At 72.1% G+C, this 15,988-nt stretch carries 16 protein-coding genes and 1 rRNA gene; 6 read left to right on the top strand and 11 right to left on the bottom strand.

All coding sequences use genetic code 11. The features are described 5' to 3' along the window. Positions 1 to 108: 108 nt before the first annotated feature. On the top strand, positions 109 to 1,164 hold the full coding sequence (locus ACIOHG_RS21820) for an NlpC/P60 family protein (RefSeq protein WP_400953115.1): 1,056 nt from the start codon (positions 109 to 111) through the stop codon (positions 1,162 to 1,164). A 179-nt stretch (positions 1,165 to 1,343) separates the two neighbouring features. Next, positions 1,344 to 2,099 (top strand): phosphatase PAP2 family protein, encoded by a 756-nt coding sequence (locus ACIOHG_RS21815; protein ID WP_400953113.1) that lies wholly within the window; start codon positions 1,344 to 1,346, stop codon positions 2,097 to 2,099. A gap of 24 nt (positions 2,100 to 2,123) precedes the next feature. Here the strand turns inward: ACIOHG_RS21815 and ACIOHG_RS21810 are convergent, their stop codons facing one another. Beyond that, the gene (locus ACIOHG_RS21810; protein ID WP_400953111.1) at positions 2,124 to 2,318 is read right to left on the bottom strand and encodes a hypothetical protein; all 195 of its coding nucleotides are present in this window, start codon (positions 2,316 to 2,318) and stop codon (positions 2,124 to 2,126) included. A 159-nt stretch (positions 2,319 to 2,477) separates the two neighbouring features. Between ACIOHG_RS21810 and ACIOHG_RS21805 the strand changes: the two genes are divergently transcribed. Both ACIOHG_RS21805 and ACIOHG_RS21800 read left to right on the top strand, forming a co-directional pair. After that, positions 2,478 to 3,308 (top strand): hypothetical protein, encoded by an 831-nt coding sequence (locus tag ACIOHG_RS21805; RefSeq protein ID WP_400953110.1) that lies wholly within the window; start codon positions 2,478 to 2,480, stop codon positions 3,306 to 3,308. Positions 3,309 to 3,458: 150 nt separating this feature from the next. After that, a complete protein-coding gene (locus ACIOHG_RS21800) occupies positions 3,459 to 3,665 on the top strand; it encodes a hypothetical protein (RefSeq protein ID WP_400953108.1) in 207 nt (68 codons plus the stop codon). Positions 3,666 to 3,709: 44 nt separating this feature from the next. Here ACIOHG_RS21800 and ACIOHG_RS21795 read toward each other — a convergent pair whose 3' ends face one another. Next, entirely contained in the window at positions 3,710 to 4,066 is a 357-nt protein-coding gene (locus tag ACIOHG_RS21795; RefSeq protein WP_400953107.1) for a metal-sensitive transcriptional regulator, read from the bottom strand. A 223-nt stretch (positions 4,067 to 4,289) separates the two neighbouring features. Here ACIOHG_RS21795 and ACIOHG_RS21790 point away from each other — a divergent pair, with 223 nt between their 5' ends. Together ACIOHG_RS21790 and ACIOHG_RS21785 are read left to right on the top strand one after the other, a co-directional pair. Continuing rightward, positions 4,290 to 4,910 (top strand): DUF47 domain-containing protein, encoded by a 621-nt coding sequence (locus ACIOHG_RS21790; RefSeq protein ID WP_014137429.1) that lies wholly within the window; start codon positions 4,290 to 4,292, stop codon positions 4,908 to 4,910. 5 nt (positions 4,911 to 4,915) lie between these two features. Beyond that, complete coding sequence (locus ACIOHG_RS21785; protein WP_400953105.1) at positions 4,916 to 5,911, top strand: anion permease; 996 nt, start codon at positions 4,916 to 4,918, stop codon at positions 5,909 to 5,911. A 128-nt stretch (positions 5,912 to 6,039) separates the two neighbouring features. On the opposite strand, the gene pstB is transcribed toward ACIOHG_RS21785, so the two are convergent. The 9 genes from pstB to rrf form a co-directional block, all read right to left on the bottom strand. Next, the gene (pstB, locus tag ACIOHG_RS21780; RefSeq protein WP_400715287.1) at positions 6,040 to 6,816 is read right to left on the bottom strand and encodes a phosphate ABC transporter ATP-binding protein PstB; all 777 of its coding nucleotides are present in this window, start codon (positions 6,814 to 6,816) and stop codon (positions 6,040 to 6,042) included. A 41-nt stretch (positions 6,817 to 6,857) separates the two neighbouring features. Continuing rightward, positions 6,858 to 7,937, bottom strand: coding sequence for a phosphate ABC transporter permease PstA (gene pstA / locus ACIOHG_RS21775; protein ID WP_400953103.1), 1,080 nt, complete (start codon positions 7,935 to 7,937; stop codon positions 6,858 to 6,860). Then, positions 7,934 to 8,917 carry a phosphate ABC transporter permease subunit PstC gene (pstC, locus tag ACIOHG_RS21770; RefSeq protein WP_400953101.1) on the bottom strand — a complete coding sequence of 328 codons (984 nt, stop codon included), beginning with the start codon at positions 8,915 to 8,917 and terminating at the stop codon, positions 7,934 to 7,936. Before pstC ends, pstA begins: the two co-directional genes overlap by 4 nt. A 177-nt stretch (positions 8,918 to 9,094) precedes the next feature. Continuing rightward, positions 9,095 to 10,231, bottom strand: a complete 1,137-nt coding sequence (pstS, locus tag ACIOHG_RS21765; protein WP_400953099.1) for a phosphate ABC transporter substrate-binding protein PstS — start codon at positions 10,229 to 10,231, stop codon at positions 9,095 to 9,097. A gap of 250 nt (positions 10,232 to 10,481) precedes the next feature. Then, positions 10,482 to 10,979 carry an NUDIX hydrolase gene (locus ACIOHG_RS21760; protein WP_400953097.1) on the bottom strand — a complete coding sequence of 166 codons (498 nt, stop codon included), beginning with the start codon at positions 10,977 to 10,979 and terminating at the stop codon, positions 10,482 to 10,484. 47 nt (positions 10,980 to 11,026) lie between these two features. After that, positions 11,027 to 12,103, bottom strand: coding sequence for a CHAD domain-containing protein (locus ACIOHG_RS21755; protein ID WP_400953095.1), 1,077 nt, complete (start codon positions 12,101 to 12,103; stop codon positions 11,027 to 11,029). Positions 12,104 to 12,194: 91 nt separating this feature from the next. Further along, positions 12,195 to 14,594: an RNA degradosome polyphosphate kinase gene (locus tag ACIOHG_RS21750; RefSeq protein WP_400953093.1), complete on the bottom strand. Its 2,400-nt coding sequence runs from the start codon at positions 14,592 to 14,594 to the stop codon at positions 12,195 to 12,197. 292 nt (positions 14,595 to 14,886) lie between these two features. Next, entirely contained in the window at positions 14,887 to 15,807 is a 921-nt protein-coding gene (mshD, locus tag ACIOHG_RS21745) for a mycothiol synthase (protein WP_400953091.1), read from the bottom strand. A 93-nt stretch (positions 15,808 to 15,900) separates the two neighbouring features. Continuing rightward, positions 15,901 to 15,988 (bottom strand): 5S ribosomal RNA (gene rrf, locus ACIOHG_RS21740); the annotation flags it as partial.

Raw genomic sequence — 15,988 nt, 5'->3', positions numbered from 1 at the left:
ATGTCCGGTGGTTCGAGGATACTGCCCGGACTTGGTATCTGTGATGATTGCACCGGGCAATAACGCAACGGGACATGACAGCTGACGATCCGTCGGGGATGGTGCTGGATGGCGCTCGGGAAGGCACGCTTGGCGGGCGCCGCGACGGTGGTGCTGGCCATCGGCTTCGTCGGTGTGGTGACGCTCGGCACTTATGCGGCCAGTGGGGTTTCCGGGCAGTCCTCGGGCGATCCGGCGCTGTCCGCCGGAACGGTGCCGGCCGTCTACCGCCCGCAGATCCAGAACTGGGGCAAGCTCTGCCCGGAGATCTCCGCCCCGCTGCTGGCCGCGCAGCTCTACCAGGAGAGCGGCTTCGATCCACGGGCGAAGAGCCAGGTCGGGGCTTCGGGTTTGGCCCAGTTCATGCCGGACAGCTGGAATTCCTTCAGTGTCGACGGCGACGGCGACGGCAAGCGGGACGTCTGGAACCCGATGGACGCAATCGCCTCCGCCGCCAGTTACGACTGCCGGCTCGCCAAGGAGATCGCCCAAGTACCCGGCGACCGGCAGGCGAACATGCTGGCCGCGTACAACGCCGGCCCCGGCGCGGTGGTCAAGTACCAGGGCATCCCCCCGTACAAGGAGACCCAGGGCTACGTGCGCAGCATCCAGTCCCTGGCGAAGTCCTTCACCGCACCGGCCGCGCCGGGCGTGCAGTTGGCGCTGTCCAGGGAGGCGGCGGGGGCGATCTGGTTCGCGCAGGGCAAGCTCGGCATCGACTACCTGTGGGGCGGCACCGGACAGACCTGGGAGAGCGGGCGGTTCGACTGCTCGGGCCTGACCCAGGCGGCGTTCCAGAGCGTGGGCATCGAGCTGCCCCGGGTGGCCAACGACCAGTGGTACTCGGGCCCGCACCCGTCCCGGGACCAACTCCGGCCCGGCGACCTGGTGTTCTTCGCCAACGACCTGGACGACCCGCGCACCATCCACCACGTCGGCCTGTACGTCGGCGGCGGCTACATGATCGACGCGCCGCACACCGGGGCCAAGGTCCGCTACGACCCGATCGATCAGAAGGACTACATCGGGGCGACCCGGGTGACCTCCGACGGCGCCGCCGCGCTGCCCAGCCGGAACCTGAACGACGGCACCATCACCAGGCCGGAGGGCCCGAAGACCGGCTGACGGACCGTGTGCGCGAGTGGTGCACGGTCAGTCAATTTTCCATAACACCGGGTTCTGCCGGAAACCAGAACGCCCTTGATCGCGTTGGATCAGGATGCTGCCGGTCCTCCGCCCCGGGAGCGCCCGCCCGGTGGTCCCCGGCCGGGAAGCACCGCGGAGCGCGGACAGGGAGGTGCGGCGTGCCCACGCTGCTCGCCGACGCGGGAACCGGCTCCGGCGATCCCGACCTCGGCCTGCTGAAGGCCGTCAACAGCCTGGCCGCGGACGCCCCGGCCTGGCTGGACTCGCTGGTCGCCTGGACCGCCGAGTACGGCATCCTGCTCGGCCTGGCCGCGCTGGGCCTGACCGCCTGGCTGGTCGCCCGCCGCCGCCCGGACGCCCCGGTCGCGGTGGCCAGCGTGCTGTGGGCCCCGCTCGCCGTCGCGCTGGCCGAGCTCGCCAACCTGCCGATCTCGCGGATCGTGGACCGGCCCCGCCCGTTCGTCGACCACCCCGAGATCGACGTGCTGGTGCCCGGCAAGGAGGACACCCTGTCCTTCGTCAGCGACCACTCCGCGATGTCGATGGGCATCGCGGTGGCGCTGTTCCTGGTCAACCGGAAGCTCGGCGCGGCCGCCGGCGCGCTCGCCCTGCTGCAGGGCTTCTGCCGACTCTTCGTCGGCGTGCACTACCCGACCGACGTGCTCGGCGGCTACGCGCTGGCCACCGCCGTCGTACTGCTGCTCGCCCCGATCGCCATGGCCGTGCTGGTGCCGCTGTGTCACGCGCTGTCCCGCACCGCGCTGCGCCCGCTGGTGGTCGCCGCCCCGCCCGGGGCCGCGCGGACCGGTCGGCGCGGGGGCCGGGCGGCTGACGCGCCGTCCACCGCCCGCCCGGCGCGGGCCCGGCGGCACCCGGACCGCGCGGCGGACGGCGACTCGGACCTGGCGGCCTGAGACCGGAGCGCGCGCCGGGGCGGCTCAGCCGGGGTCGGCGAGGTGTTCCGCGGCATCCCGCCGGGCCTTGTCGCGGGAGCGCCGCCCGGGGGCGAACCAGCCGCAGGCGCAGGACGCGAAGGTGAAGGAGCCGCGCTCCACCACCTCGGTGCGGTGTGCGCCGTCGAGGGGGTCGGTCCGCGTCGCCGTGCCGGTCGCCTCCGGCCGCTGCTCTGCCACGGTTTTCACGGTAACCCGGCCGGACGACGCGGCGAAACGCGCGCCGGTTGAACACCGGCGTAACCTTCCGGGCCCCAACTCGTTTGCCTGGCAAGCGCTCTGCCCATCCGGGGCGGCTGCTTGCCGGGTCGTCCGGGGCCCGAGGGGGTTGTCGAAGAAGTGAAGAAGCTCAACCTGGCCGCCGCCGCGGCGCTGCTCGTCTCCGCGCTGGCCGCCTGCTCGACCGGCGGGCAGGACCGGGGCGCCTCCGTGGACCAGCTGTCCGCCGACCCGCTGACCGCGGTCCGCTCCGCCGCCGACCTCACCGGCCGCAGCGGCTCGGTGCACGCGGCCACCGAGCTGATCACCGAGTCGGCCGACAAGAAGGCGGTGTTCCACGGCACCGGCGGCTACGACTACGTGAAGCGCCTCGGCCGGCTGGAGATCGACGTGCCGCCCGGCGCCGCCACCACCGGGAAGATCACCGAGGTGGTGCTGCCCGGCACGGTCTACCTGCAGAACAGCGGCGCGAAGATCCCCGAGGGCAAGTGGGTGAAGCTGGACGTCCGCCAGCTCCCGGACGGCAACCTGGTCAGCTCCGGCGCCACCGACCCGGCCACCGCCGCGGGCGCGCTGCGCGGCGCGCAGACCGCCGAGGTGGCCGGCACCGAGACGGTGGACGGCGTGGAGCTCAAGCACTACAAGGGCGTCCTGGACCTCGCCAAGGCGGCCGACGCGACCGGCGGCCGCGGTGCGGACGGCCTGCGGATGGCGGGCCAGACCTTCACGGTGAAGGAGGTCCCGTACGAGGTCTGGCTGGACGGCCAGGGGCGACTGCACAAGCTGGTGGAGAACTTCACCTTCGCCGGGGTGGCCGGCTCCACCGCGCCGAAGGACCAGGTCAAGGTCGTCTCCACGCTGGCGCTGTCGCAGTTCGGCGCCCCGGTGGAGGCCGCCGAGCCGGCCGCCGCCGACATCTTCTCGATGAAGGCCACCCCCTCGCCGAAGTGACCGCGGCGGCACCGCCGGGGCGCCCCGGGCCACCCGTTCCGGTGGCAGAGATGGCCCGTCCGTGCCATGTGGCCCGGCCCCGCGCTCCCTACGCTGGTACGGGAGCGGGCTCGGAGGGTGCACGGACGGGGCGCGGAAGGGGTGGGGGCCATGGCATCCGGGGCATCCGGGGAGGACGGCACCGGCGGCCACGACCGAACCGCGCTGGACGAGATCGACCTGACGGGCGAGCTGATGATCGCGGCCTCCGCCAGCCGCGCCGACCGGCTGGGCGCCGAGCAGATCGACGAAGTCCTGCTGGCCCGCCGCCCGGACGACGCCTCCGCCGCCGGCCCGACGGACCGTCAACTCCCCTGAGCACGAGGGCTCAGCTGCACGGACGGCTCGGGCGCGCAGCGGCCTCAGGTGCGCAGCAGCCGGGCGATCGCCGCGCTGGCCTCGGCGACCTTGGCGTTCAGCTCCTCGCCGCCGTCCTCCGCCGCGGCCGCGGCGGCCACGCAGTGCCGCAGGTGCTCCTCCAGCAGGGAGAGCGCGAAGGACTGCAGCGCCTTGGTGGAGGCGGAGACCTGGGTGAGGATGTCGATGCAGTAGACGTCCTCGTCCACCATCCGCTGCAGGCCGCGGATCTGACCCTCGATCCGGCGCAGCCGCTTGAGGTGGGCGGCCTTGTCGCCGCTGTAGCCGTGCGGTCCGGCGTCCGACGGCGCGCCGTGGCAGGCCGGTGCCGTGTCGGCGCTCGGCGTGTCGATGGTGGTCATCCGGTCCGCCCTCCTGGTCTCGGTGGTCGCCCCATCTTCCAACACCCGGCGGCCGGCCGGTGTTCCGCCGTCCGAGCGTCAGCACAGGGATCCCCGTGCAGGGCGGGAGCAAACCGGCGTGTCGTGGGACACACTTAGGGCGCGCGTCGGCAACCCCGTGGCCATCCGCGGCGGGCGTGCGCCTAGCATCGTCAAGTACCGACCCCGCACATCGGAGATTTCCGTGCGTTTTAGCCTGACCCCGAAGGAGACGAGCTTCTACGACATGTTCGCCGCCGCGGCGGAGAACCTGGTCGTCGGATCGAAGCTCCTGCTGGAACTACTGGGCTCGGACGTGTCAGCCCGCGCGGAGATCGTCGAGCGCATGCGCGCCGCCGAGCACGCCGGCGACGACACCACCCATGCGATCTTCCACCAGCTGAACTCCTCGTTCATCACCCCGTTCGACCGGGAGGACATCTACAACCTGGCCTCCTCGCTGGACGACATCATGGACTTCATGGAGGAGGCCGTCGACCTGGTCGTGCTGTACGACATCGAGACCCTCCCGAAGGGCATCGAGCAGCAGATCGAGGTGCTGGCCCGGGCGGCCGAGCTGACCGCGGAGGCGATGCCCAACCTGCGGTCGATGTCGAACCTCACCGAGTACTGGATCGAGGTGAACCGGCTGGAGAACCAGGCGGACCAGATCCACCGCAAGCTGCTGGCCCACCTGTTCTCCGGCCAGTACGAGGCGATCGAGGTGCTGAAGCTCAAGCAGGTCGTGGACGTCCTCGAAGAGGCCGCCGACGCGTTCGAGCACGTGGCCAACACGGTGGAGACCATCGCCGTCAAGGAGTCCTGACCTCCGTGGACATGGCAGCACTGATCGTCGTCATCGGCGTCGCGTTCTTCTTCACGTACACCAACGGCTTCCACGACTCCGCCAACGCGATCGCCACCTCGGTCTCCACCCGGGCGCTGACGCCCCGGGCGGCGCTGGCGATGGCCGCGGTGATGAACCTGGCGGGCGCCTTCCTCGGCAGCGGGGTGGCGAAGACCGTCTCCAAGGGCATCATCGAGACCCCGAGCGGCAGCAAGGGCATGGCGATCCTGTTCGCCGCCCTGATCGGGGCGATCGCCTGGAACCTGGTCACCTGGTACTTCGGCCTGCCGTCCTCCTCCTCGCACGCGCTGTTCGGCGGCATGGTGGGCGCGGCGCTGGCCGGCGGCATCGGGGTGGTCTGGCACGGCGTGGTCGAGAAGATCATCGTCCCGATGATCGTCTCGCCGGTGATCGGCCTGGTCGGCGGCTTCCTGGTGATGCTGGCGATCCTGTGGATCTTCCGGAAGGCCAATCCGCACCGGGCCAAGCGCAACTTCCGGGTGGCGCAGACCGCTTCGGCGGCCGCGATGGCGCTGGCGCACGGCCTGCAGGACGCCCAGAAGACCATGGGCATCGTGGTGATGGCGCTGACCATCTCCGGCCACCAGTCCGGCAACGGCATCCCGATCTGGGTGAAGATCTCCTGCGCCACGATGCTCTCGCTGGGCACCTACGCGGGCGGCTGGCGGATCATGCGCACCCTGGGCCGGAAGATCATCGAGCTGGACCCGCCGCAGGGCTTCGCGGCCGAGGCGACCGCCTCCGCGGTCATGTACATCACCTCGTTCGTCTACGCCGCGCCGATCTCCACCACCCACGTGATCACCTCGGCGATCATGGGCGTGGGCGCCACCAAGCGGGTCCGCGCGGTCCGCTGGGGGGTGGCGAAGAACATCGTGATGGGCTGGTTCATCACCATGCCGGCCGCCGCCCTGGTGGCCGCCGCGGTGTACGGGATCACCAGCGTGCTGGTGCTCTAGCCGCCCGCCGCACCCCGCGCACGGCGGAAGGGCCCGCCCCCACAGCACGGGGGCGGGCCCTTCCTTCGGCTCCGCGGCGGCACCGCCATGCAGCACCGCGGAGCAGCTCGCGGGGCGCGGGGCGCCGATCAGCCGAAGCGGCCGGAGATGTAGTCCTCGGTCGCCTGGACCTGCGGGTTGGAGAAGATCCGCTGGGTGTCGTCCAGCTCGACCAGCTTGCCGGGCTGGCCGACGCCCGCCAGGTTGAAGAACGCGGTGCGGTCGGAGACGCGCGCCGCCTGCTGCATGTTGTGGGTCACGATCACGATGGTGAACTGCGACTTCAGCTCGCCGATCAGGTCCTCGATGGCGAGGGTGGAGATCGGGTCGAGGGCCGAGCAGGGCTCGTCCATCAGCAGCACCTCGGGCTCGACCGCGATCGCCCGGGCGATGCAGAGCCGCTGCTGCTGACCGCCGGACAGGCCCGCGCCGGGCTTGTTGAGGCGGTCCTTGACCTCGTTCCACAGGTTCGCGCCCTGCAGGGACTTTTCGACCACGCCGTCCAGGACGGACTTCTTCTTCACGCCGGCCAGCTTCAGGCCCGCCACCACGTTGTCGTAGATCGACATGGTGGGGAACGGGTTGGGGCGCTGGAACACCATGCCGACCGAGCGGCGGACGGCGACCGGGTCGACGTTCGAGCCGTACAGATTCTCGTCGTCGAGCATCACCTTGCCCTCGACCCGGGCGCCGGGGATCACCTCGTGCATCCGGTTCAGGGTGCGCAGGAAGGTGGACTTGCCGCAGCCCGAGGGGCCGATGAAGGCGGTCACCGAGCGGGGCTCGATGGTCATCGAGATGTCCTCGATGGCGCGGGTGGAGCCGTAGTAGGCGGACAGTCCGCTGACGTCGATGCGCTTGGCCATGATCCTTGGTCTCTTCTCGTCTGTTCGTACGTCAGTCGGTGTCAGTGCCCGCCCTTGGGCGAACGCCAGCGCGCGATGCCCCGGGCGACGAGGTTGAGCCCCATCACGAAGGCGATCAGCACCAGTGCCGCGCCCCAGGCGCGCTCGTAGCCGAAGTCGTTGTTGATCTGCGAGTACTGCTGCCAGATGTAGAGCGGCAGCGACTGCTGCGGGCCGTTGAACGGGTCGCTGTTGATGAAGTCGGCGCCGAACACCAGCATCATCACGGGGGCGGTCTCACCGGTGATGCGGGCGACCGCCAGCATCACACCGGTGGTGATACCGCCGATGGCCGTGGGGAGGACGATCCGCAGGATGGTCTTCCAGCGCGGCACACCGAGCGCGTACGAGGCTTCCCGCAGCTCGTTCGGGACCAGCTTGAGCATCTCCTCGGTCGAGCGGACCACGACCGGCATCATCAGGATGGCCAGCGCGAGGCTGCCCGAGAAGCCGGAGTACTCGAAGCCGAGGGCGATGTTCCAGAGCGAGAGGATGAAGAGACCGGCGACGACCGACGGGATGCCCGTCATGACGTCGACGAAGAAGGTGACCGCCTTGGCGAGCCGGCCGCGGCCGTACTCCACCAGGTAGACGGCGGTGAGCAGGCCGATCGGCGCGGCGATCAGGGTCGCCAGCAGCACCTGCTCGATGGTGCCGATGATGGCGTGGTAGATGCCGCCGTCCGGGGAGAGGGTGGCGACGACGCCCTTCATCGAGTGGGTCAGGAAGTCGATGCTGATCGCGCCGGCGCCCTGCTGCACGGTGTAGAAGGTCAGGGCGATCAGCGGCACCACGGCGCAGATGAAGGAGACCCAGACCAGCGAGGTGGCGAAGCGGTCCTTGGCCTGCCGGCGGCCCTCGACCGAGGCCGAGACGGCGTAGCTGACCACCAGGAACAGCAGGGCCGAGATCAGCCCCCACTGCACGTGGCTCCGCAGGCCGGCGGCGGCGCCGATCCCGCAGCCGACCGCGATCGAGGCGGCGGCGATGCCGGCCAGCGCCCAGCGGGGCAGCCGGGCCGCGGTCAGCCGGTGGCCGAGCTGCGGCGGCGTGGCGTCGGTGACGGTGGAGATGGCACTCACGCGGCGGCCCCCGAGTACTCCTTGCGACGGGCGATGATCATGCGGGCCGCGCCGTTCACCAGCAGGGTGATGACGAACAGGACCAGGCCGGAGGCCATCAGGGCGTCCCGGCCGAACGGCTGGGCCTCGTTGAACTTCAGCGCGATGTTCTGCGCGAAGGTGCCGCCGCCCGGGTCGAGCAGGTGCAGCGACAGCTTGTTGTTGGTGGACAGCACGGTGGCGACGGCGATGGTCTCGCCGAGCGCGCGGCCGAGGCCGAGCATCGAGGCCGAGATGATGCCGGGGCGGCCGAACGGCAGCACCGCGGTGCGGATCATCTCCCAGCGGGTCGCGCCGAGCGCGAGCGCCGCCTCCTCGTGCATCCGCGGGACCTGGCGGAACACCTCGCGGGTGACCGCGGTGATGATCGGCAGCACCATGATCGCGAGCAGGATGCCGACCGTGAACAGGTTGCGCGGCGGAACGCCCTTGCTGCTCTGGTCGAAGATGTACGTCCAGCCGAGGTACTGGTCCATCCAGCTGGTCAGGCCGTCGATGTGCGGCACCAGGAACAGCACGCCCCAGAGGCCGTAGACGATGGACGGGACCGCCGCCAGCAGGTCCACCAGGTAGGCGAACGGCTGGGCGATCCGGCGCGGCGCGTAGTGCGAGATGAACAGCGCGATGCCGACCGAGATCGGGACCGCGATCAGCATCGCGATCAGCGCGCTGACCAGGGTGCCGAAGGTGAGCACGGCGATGCCGAACACCGGCTTGGCGGCGTCCGGCGCCCACTCGAAGGTGGTCAGGAAGTTGCCCTCGTTCTTGCTCAGGGCGAGGGCGGAGCGGTAGGCGAGGAAGCCTGCGATGGCGGCCATGATGACCAGCAGCAGGATGCCCGAACCGCGGGAGAGGTTGAAGAACACGCTGTCGCCGCGGCGGCTGTCGCCCCGGCCCCGTCGAGTCCGTCCCCGCGCGTCGGCGGGGGCTTCAGTAGTCATGATCGTTTACTCCGGTCTGGCGGCGCAGCCCCGCGGAGGGCGGCACCATGGCGGCGGTGCCCCGGACGTTCTGGTGTGGTGGTGGTGCGGTGGTGCGTGGTGCGTACGGACGAATGACCCGGCCGGGCGGCCCCTCCCCCCTCCGTCGGAGGCCGCCCGGCCGGTCGTCGCTCAGCCTCAGGCGAGGGCGTCGATCTGGGTCTTGACCTTGCCCGCGAGCTCCTTCGGCAGCGGCACGTAGCCGACCGCGCCGATGGCCTGCTGGCCGGCGTCGCTCACGGTGTAGTTCAGGAAGGACTTCAGGACCGGCAGGGTGTCGGCCTTGTTGCCCTTGTCGCAGACGATCTCGTAGGTGACCAGGGTCAGCGGGTAGTTGTTGTCCGCCTTGGTCGCGTAGTCGATCTCCAGCGCGAGGTCGGCACCGGTGCCGGTGACCTTGGCGGCGGCCAGGGTGTTCGCGGCGTTGGCGGCGGTGGCCTCGACCGGCTTGGCAGCACCGGTGTTGATCTGGGCGCTGTTCAGCTTGTTGGTCTGGGCGAAGGAGAGCTCGACGTAGGAGATCGAGTTCTTGACCTGCTTCACCTGGGCCGCGACACCGGCGGAGCCGGTCGCGGACTGGCCCTTCTGGCCCGCCCAGGTCTTGGAGGCCGGGTACTTCCAGGCGCCGCCGCCGGCCTTGGCGAAGTAGCCGGTCAGGTTGGCGGTGGTGCCCGAGTCGTCGGCGCGGTGGATCGCCTGGATGTCGGCGTCCGGCAGGTTCACGCCCGCGTTCAGGGCGGCGATCGCCGGGTCGTTCCACTTGACGATCTGGGCGTCGAAGATCTTCGCCAGGGTCGGGCCGTCGAGGACGAGCTTGTCGACGCCGTCCACGTTGAAGACGATCGAGATCAGGCCGCCGACCATCGGGAGGTCGATCGCCTGGCCACCGGTGCAGACGGTCTTCGAGGCGTCGACCTCGGCCGGCTTCAGGGCGGAGTCGGAGCCCGCGAAGGCGACCTTGCCCTGGTTGAACTGGGTGACGCCGGCGCCGGAGCCGCCACCGCCGTAGGTCAGGGTGGCGCTGGAGCAGGCGGCGCTGTAGGCGGCCTTCCAGACGTCGATGGCCGGGGTCTGCGCGGTCGAACCGGCGGCGAGCAGCGAGCCGCCCTTGTCGGCGCACACGATCTTGCCGGCGGCGGGGGCCGCACCGGAGGCGGAGTTGCCCGAGGTCGTCTTGGTGTTGTCGTCCGTGCCGCAGGCAGACAGCGACAGCGTGGAGACGAGCGCGACGGCACCGATGGCGAGGGCCTTGGAGCGGCCGTTCCGCAGGTTCACAGGGTGTCCCTTTCTGAGGCAATGCCGGTCTCGGTCGTGACCGGATTTGCTGTGGTCCGGGGCCCTGGCGGCCCTCCGGTAGTCCAGAAGTTAGGCAGGGCAGGTGACGCGTCAGCCGGTCACAAATGAACGGGGAGTGAACCTCGGAGGGATGTCAGGAAACTGCGGCCGGTAGTAACGGTTGCGTCACGGTGCGGGCGCGGGCGGATCACCCGCCCGACCGGCCCGAACGAACCGAGCCCGCCGGGGGTCACCCCAGCAGCAGCGAGAGCAGCGCGTCGATCAGCACCCGGTCCCGCGGATGCGTCAGCCGCTCCTTGGCCCGCCGCGGCGGCAGCCACTCCAACCGGTCCACCTCCCGGTTCGGCCGGAACGCCCCGCCGGTCGGCACCGCCGACCAGTACCGGACCTCCTTCGGCCGGCCGTGCGCCAGGTAGTGCTGCGCGGGCAGCTCCGGGCCCAGCACGCAGCGCAGGCCGGTCTCCTCCAGCACCTCGCGCAGCGCGGCGGCCCGCCACCCCTCGCCCGGTTCGAGCTTGCCCTTCGGCAGGCTCCAGTCGTCGTACTTGGGCCGGTGCACCAGCGCCACCCGGGGCTTCTTCCGGCCACCGTCCTTGCGCAGCGGCCCCGGCACCCACAGCACCGCGCCCGCCGCCAGCACCGTCGAGCGGAAGCCCGCCGCCGGACCGCCGCCCGGGCGGGCGTCGGCGGAGCGGGCACGGCGGGGCGAGGTCGGGCGAGCGGGCATCAGCTGGTACGCGGCCTATCCGGGCGAGGGGTGTGAGGGAGGGGGGTTCAGTCCGACGCCACCGCGACCGGGCCGACCAGCCCAGGCGCCACCGCCGGCCACTGGCGCCCGAAAGCGTACCGGGCCGCCTCCACCTCCAGGCGCTGATCGGCGTGCACCACGCCCAGCACGTACGCCGTCGCCGGGGTGATCCGCGGCGTGCGGGCGGCCGTCGCCACCGTCGCCGCCGCGTCCGCGGCCTCCTGGTGGCGGCCCAGCACCGCGTCCAGCTCCAGCAGCCCGTCCCCGGTCGCCCCGCACACCTCCAGCGCGTACCTGGCCCGCTTCACCAGGATCCGGGCCCGCAGCCACGGGGCGTCGTCGGCGGCCAGCGCGCTGTCCGCGTCCGAGGCGGCGCTGCGCGCGACCGGCACCCGGCCCGGCTCGGTCTCCTCCGCCGGGCCCAGCCGGTGCAGGCCCGACCCGGCGTACGCCTCCGCGGAGCGCCGCCAGGGCAGCCGCTCGGCCGCGGCGGCCAGCGCGCCGAGCGCCGCCCCGGTCTGCGGCAGCAGCGCCTCGACCGGCTCGGCGGCGGCCCCCGCGACCAGCGGCACCTCGCCGGCCATCAGCGTCATCCGGTCCGCCAGCGCGTGCAGCCGGGCCGAGCGCAGCTCCTGCAGCAGCGCGGTGTGCGCCCTGGTCCGGGCCAGCGTCAGCTGGCGCTCCAGCAGCGCCCGGGCCTTGGGCGCGCCCGCGTGCCCGGCGAGCATCCCGGCCGTCGCCGGGTCGGTGTCGGCGAGCGAGTCCAGGGCGCCCAGCAGCCGGGTGGCGCGGCGCTGGTAGCCGGGTTCCAGGGCGAGCAGGTTGAGCAGCCAGCGCAGTTCGGTCCGGGACTCCTGCGCCCAGGCCGGGTCGAAGGCCGCGGCGAAGGTGTGCAGCGCGCCGCCGATCCGGCGCACCGCGCGCAGCAGGTCGTCCGCGGCCTGGGCCGACGCCGGGAGCGCCCCCGGTCTGGAGCCCGCCTCGCCGACCGCCTGCGGCAGGGCGCGCAGGAACGCGCCCGCCCGGTCGGTCAGGTAGCCGGCAAGGACCTCCCCGGCGGTCGCGGCGTGCGCCACCGGGGCCGTCGTCGGCGCATCGGTCATGGCTGTGGCTCTCCCCGATCTCCTCCCTGGGCCTCCCCCAGGGATGCGGTCCGCCCGCGCCGGTGCACGTCCGGCGCGGGCGGGGTGCCGCTCAGCGTGCGGCGGCGGAGCCGCGGTTGCGGCGGCGCGAGTCGATCAGCAGGTCCTGGACGTGCCGCAGCGGGCGGCCCTCGGCGTCCTGCGCGTGGCGGGTCCAGGTGCCGTCGGCGCCCAGGTGCCAGGAGTCGGTCTCGTCGGAGAGGCCGAGGTCCAGCAGCCCGTTCAGCTCGGCCCGGTGCGCCGGGTCGGTGACCCGCACCAGGGCCTCGATCCGGCGGTCCAGGTTGCGGTGCATCATGTCGGAGCTGCCGATCCACACCTCCGGGTCGCCGCCGTTGCCGAACACGAACACCCGCGAGTGCTCCAGGAACCGCCCGAGGATGGAGCGCACCCGGATGTTCTCGCTCAGCCCGGGCACGCCCGGCCGGATCGCGCAGATGCCGCGCACCCACACGTCCACCGGCACCCCCGCCTGCGAGGCCCGGTACAGCGCGTCGATCACCACCTCGTCGACGATCGAGTTGACCTTGATCTTGACGAAGGCGGGCCGCCCGGCCCGGTGGTGCGCGATCTCCCCGTTGATCCGGGCGACCAGGCCGTCCCGCAGCCCGCGCGGCGCGGTCAGCAGCCGGCGGTAGGACTCCCGCCGCGAGTACCCCGACAGCCGGTTGAACAGGTCCGACAGGTCGGCGCCGACCTGCGGGTCCGCCGTCAGCAGGCCCAGGTCCTCGTAGAGCCGGGCCGTCTTCGGGTGGTAGTTGCCGGTGCCGACGTGCGAGTACCGCCGCAGCGTGTCGCCCTCCTGGCGGACCACCAGCGACAGCTTGCAGTGCGTCTTCAGGCCGACCAGGCCGTACACCACGTGGCAGCCGGCCTCCTCCAGCTTGCGGGCCCACTTGATGTTGGCCTGCTCGTCGAAGCGCGCCTTGATCTCCACCAGCACCAGGACCTGCTTGCCGGACTCCGCGGCGTCGGTCAGCGCGTCCACGATCGGCGAGTCGCCGGAGGTGCGGTACAGCGTCTGCTTGATCGCCAGCACGTGCGGGTCGGCGGCGGCCTGCTCCAGGAACGCCTGCACCGAGGTGGAGAACGAGTCGTACGGGTGGTGCAGCAGCACGTCGCGCTCGCGCATCGCGGCGAAGATGTCCGGCAGCGTCGCCGACTCCACGTCGGTCAGGCCGCGCGCCGTGCCCGCCACGAACTTCGGGTACCGCAGCTCGGGCCGGTCCAGGTCGGCGATCCCGAACAGGCCGGTCAGGTCCAGCGGGCCGGGCAGCGGGAAGACCTCCGCCTCGGTGATGTTCAGCTCCCGCACCAGCAGGTCCAGGATGTACGGGTCGATCGACTCCTCGACCTCCAGGCGCACCGGCGGGCCGAAACGGCGCCGCATCAGCTCCTTCTCCAGCGCCTTCAGGATGTTCTCGGTGTCGTCCTCCTCCACCTCCAGGTCCTCATTGCGGGTGACCCGGAACGCGTGGTGGGCGAGCACCTCCATCCCCGGGAACAGCTCCTCCAGGTGCGCGCCGATCACGTCCTCCAGCGGCACGAACCGCTGCGGCGAGGCCTCCAGGAAGCGGGTCAGCAGCTGCGGCACCTTCACCCGGGCGAAGTGCTTGTGCCCCGACACCGGGTTGCGCACCACCACCGCCAGGTTCAGCGACAGTCCCGATATGTACGGGAACGGGTGCGCCGGGTCGACCGCCAGCGGCGTCAGCACCGGGAAGATCTGCTGCCGGAACAGCGTGTGCAGCCGGGCCTGCTCGGTCTCCGCGAGCTCCGCCCAGCGCACCAGCTCGATGCCCTCGGACGCCAGGTCCGGCAGCACCTCCTGCTGGAAGGTGGCCGCGTGACGGGCCATCAGCTCCCGCGACCGGCGCCAGATCTGGTCCAGCACCTCGCGCGGCTGCAGCCCCGACGCCGAGCGCTGGGCGACACCGGTGGCGATCCGGCGCTTCAGCCCCGCCACCCGCACCATGAAGAACTCGTCCAGGTTGGACGCGAAGATCGCCAGGAACTTCGCCCGCTCCAGCAGCGGGACGTTCGGGTCCTCGGCCAGCTCCAGCACCCGCTCGTTGAACGCCAGCCAGCTGCGCTCGCGGTCCAGGAAACGGCCCTGCGGCAACTCGGCCTCCTCCGCGCTCCGGGCGTCCACCGGGCCGGCCGGGAAGGCCGCCGACACCGCGGCGGGCAGCGCCGTCGTCGCGCGCACCGGCTCCGCCGGGGCGGGTTGTTCCGCGGCCTGGGCGGGCGCCACCGCCCGGGCGGCGGCCGCGGGCGCGGGTTCGGCCGGCTTCGCCTTGGCCCGGGACGCCGCGCGGGGCTTCGCCTCCTTGGCGGTGTCCTTGGCGGCGGCCCGGGACTCACTCCTCGCACCGGACCTCGCGGCCGGCTTCTGCTCGGTGCTGCGTGCGGCCGACTCGGCCGACTCGGACACGGGGCGGGGGATGCTCATCGGTTCCAGCTCCTCCAGCAGGACACGGTCCCGGCGGGCCGGGGGACATGCCGTCGCGCCCCCGCCCCCGCCGACCCGGTCCACCCGGCCGGCGGAACCGGGATCCGCCCGACCGGGCAGCGGGTGGAGCGGTGACGTGGACCGGGCAACACGGGCGACATTCTGTGATCTTCGCGGCGACAATTGAATCCACGGTAAACACCGCATGGCCAGGAGGAAAGCTGAGTCCGTCACCCCCGTAGCGGCTACCGGACGCCTCCTTCCGTCCGCCTCCCGGCCACGTCCTTCCTGCTCAGCGACCCGAGGTCGGCTCCCAGCGGTACATCAGGTCCACCTCGTGGACCGCGAACCCCAGCCGCTCGTACACCCGGACGGCCGCAGCGTTGTCCGCGTCCACGTACAGCATCACCGTCGGCAGTCCGCGCTCCAGCGCCAGGTGCCGCAGCCCCGCCGCCGTCAACGCCTTCCCCAGACCGTTGCCCTGCTCCGCCGGGTCCACTCCCACCACGTAGACCTCGCCCAGCCCGTCCGGCTGCACCTTGGTCCAGTGGAAGCCGACCAGCCCGCCGTCCCGCTCCGCCAGGAAGAACCCCTTCGGGTCGAACCACGGCTCCGCCATCCGCTCCGCCAGGTCCCGCGCCGTCCACGCCCCCTGCTCCGGGTGGTGCGCGAAGGCCAGCGCGTTCAACGCCAGCCACGCCTCCTCGTCCCGCCCCGGCTCGAACGTCCGCAGCTCCACCCCCGCCGGCACCGTCACCGCCTCCGGGGCCGCCGCGGTGCGCCGCATCTGCCGCAACTCCCGCACCAGCACCGCCCCGTGAACCTCCGCCAGGTGCCGGGCCGCCGGCAGCCCGCCATGCGCCCAGAAGTCCAACGCCCCGTCCGCCCCGGCCAGCACCGCCCGCACCAGCTCCGCCCCGAGCCCCCGCCCGCGCTCCCCCGGAGCCACCGTCAGCTCGACCGTCCCCGGCCGCTCCCCCTCGACCTGCCCGTACCCCGTCACCACCCCGTCGACCGACTGCACCAGGTGCGACACCCCCGCCCGCGGACTGTCCGCCCGCACCCGCAGCCGGCCCGCCTCCGAAACCGCCTCCCGCCCGTCCGCCGCGGCCGCCGCGGCCAGCAGCTCCCGCACCTCCCCGGCCCGCTCCCCCGTCAGCACCTCGACGCGCTCGACCCGGCCCGCACCTGACGTGTTCTCAGAAGTCCGCATACCCGCGAGCGTACGTCCTCCGTCACGGCGGTGTGGCCCCGGAAATGCGAAAAGGGCCCCGGCCTTTCGGCCGGGACCCTTCCCTGAATGATTGTTCGGCGGCGTCCTACTCTCCCACAGGGTCCCCCCTGCAGTACCATCGGCGCTGTGAGGCTTAGCTTCCGGGTTCGGAATGTAACCG

The organism is Kitasatospora sp. NPDC088134 (assembly GCF_044741705.1).
Lineage (GTDB): Bacteria > Actinomycetota > Actinomycetes > Streptomycetales > Streptomycetaceae > Kitasatospora.
This window is presented reverse-complemented; position numbering and strand designations above follow the sequence as displayed.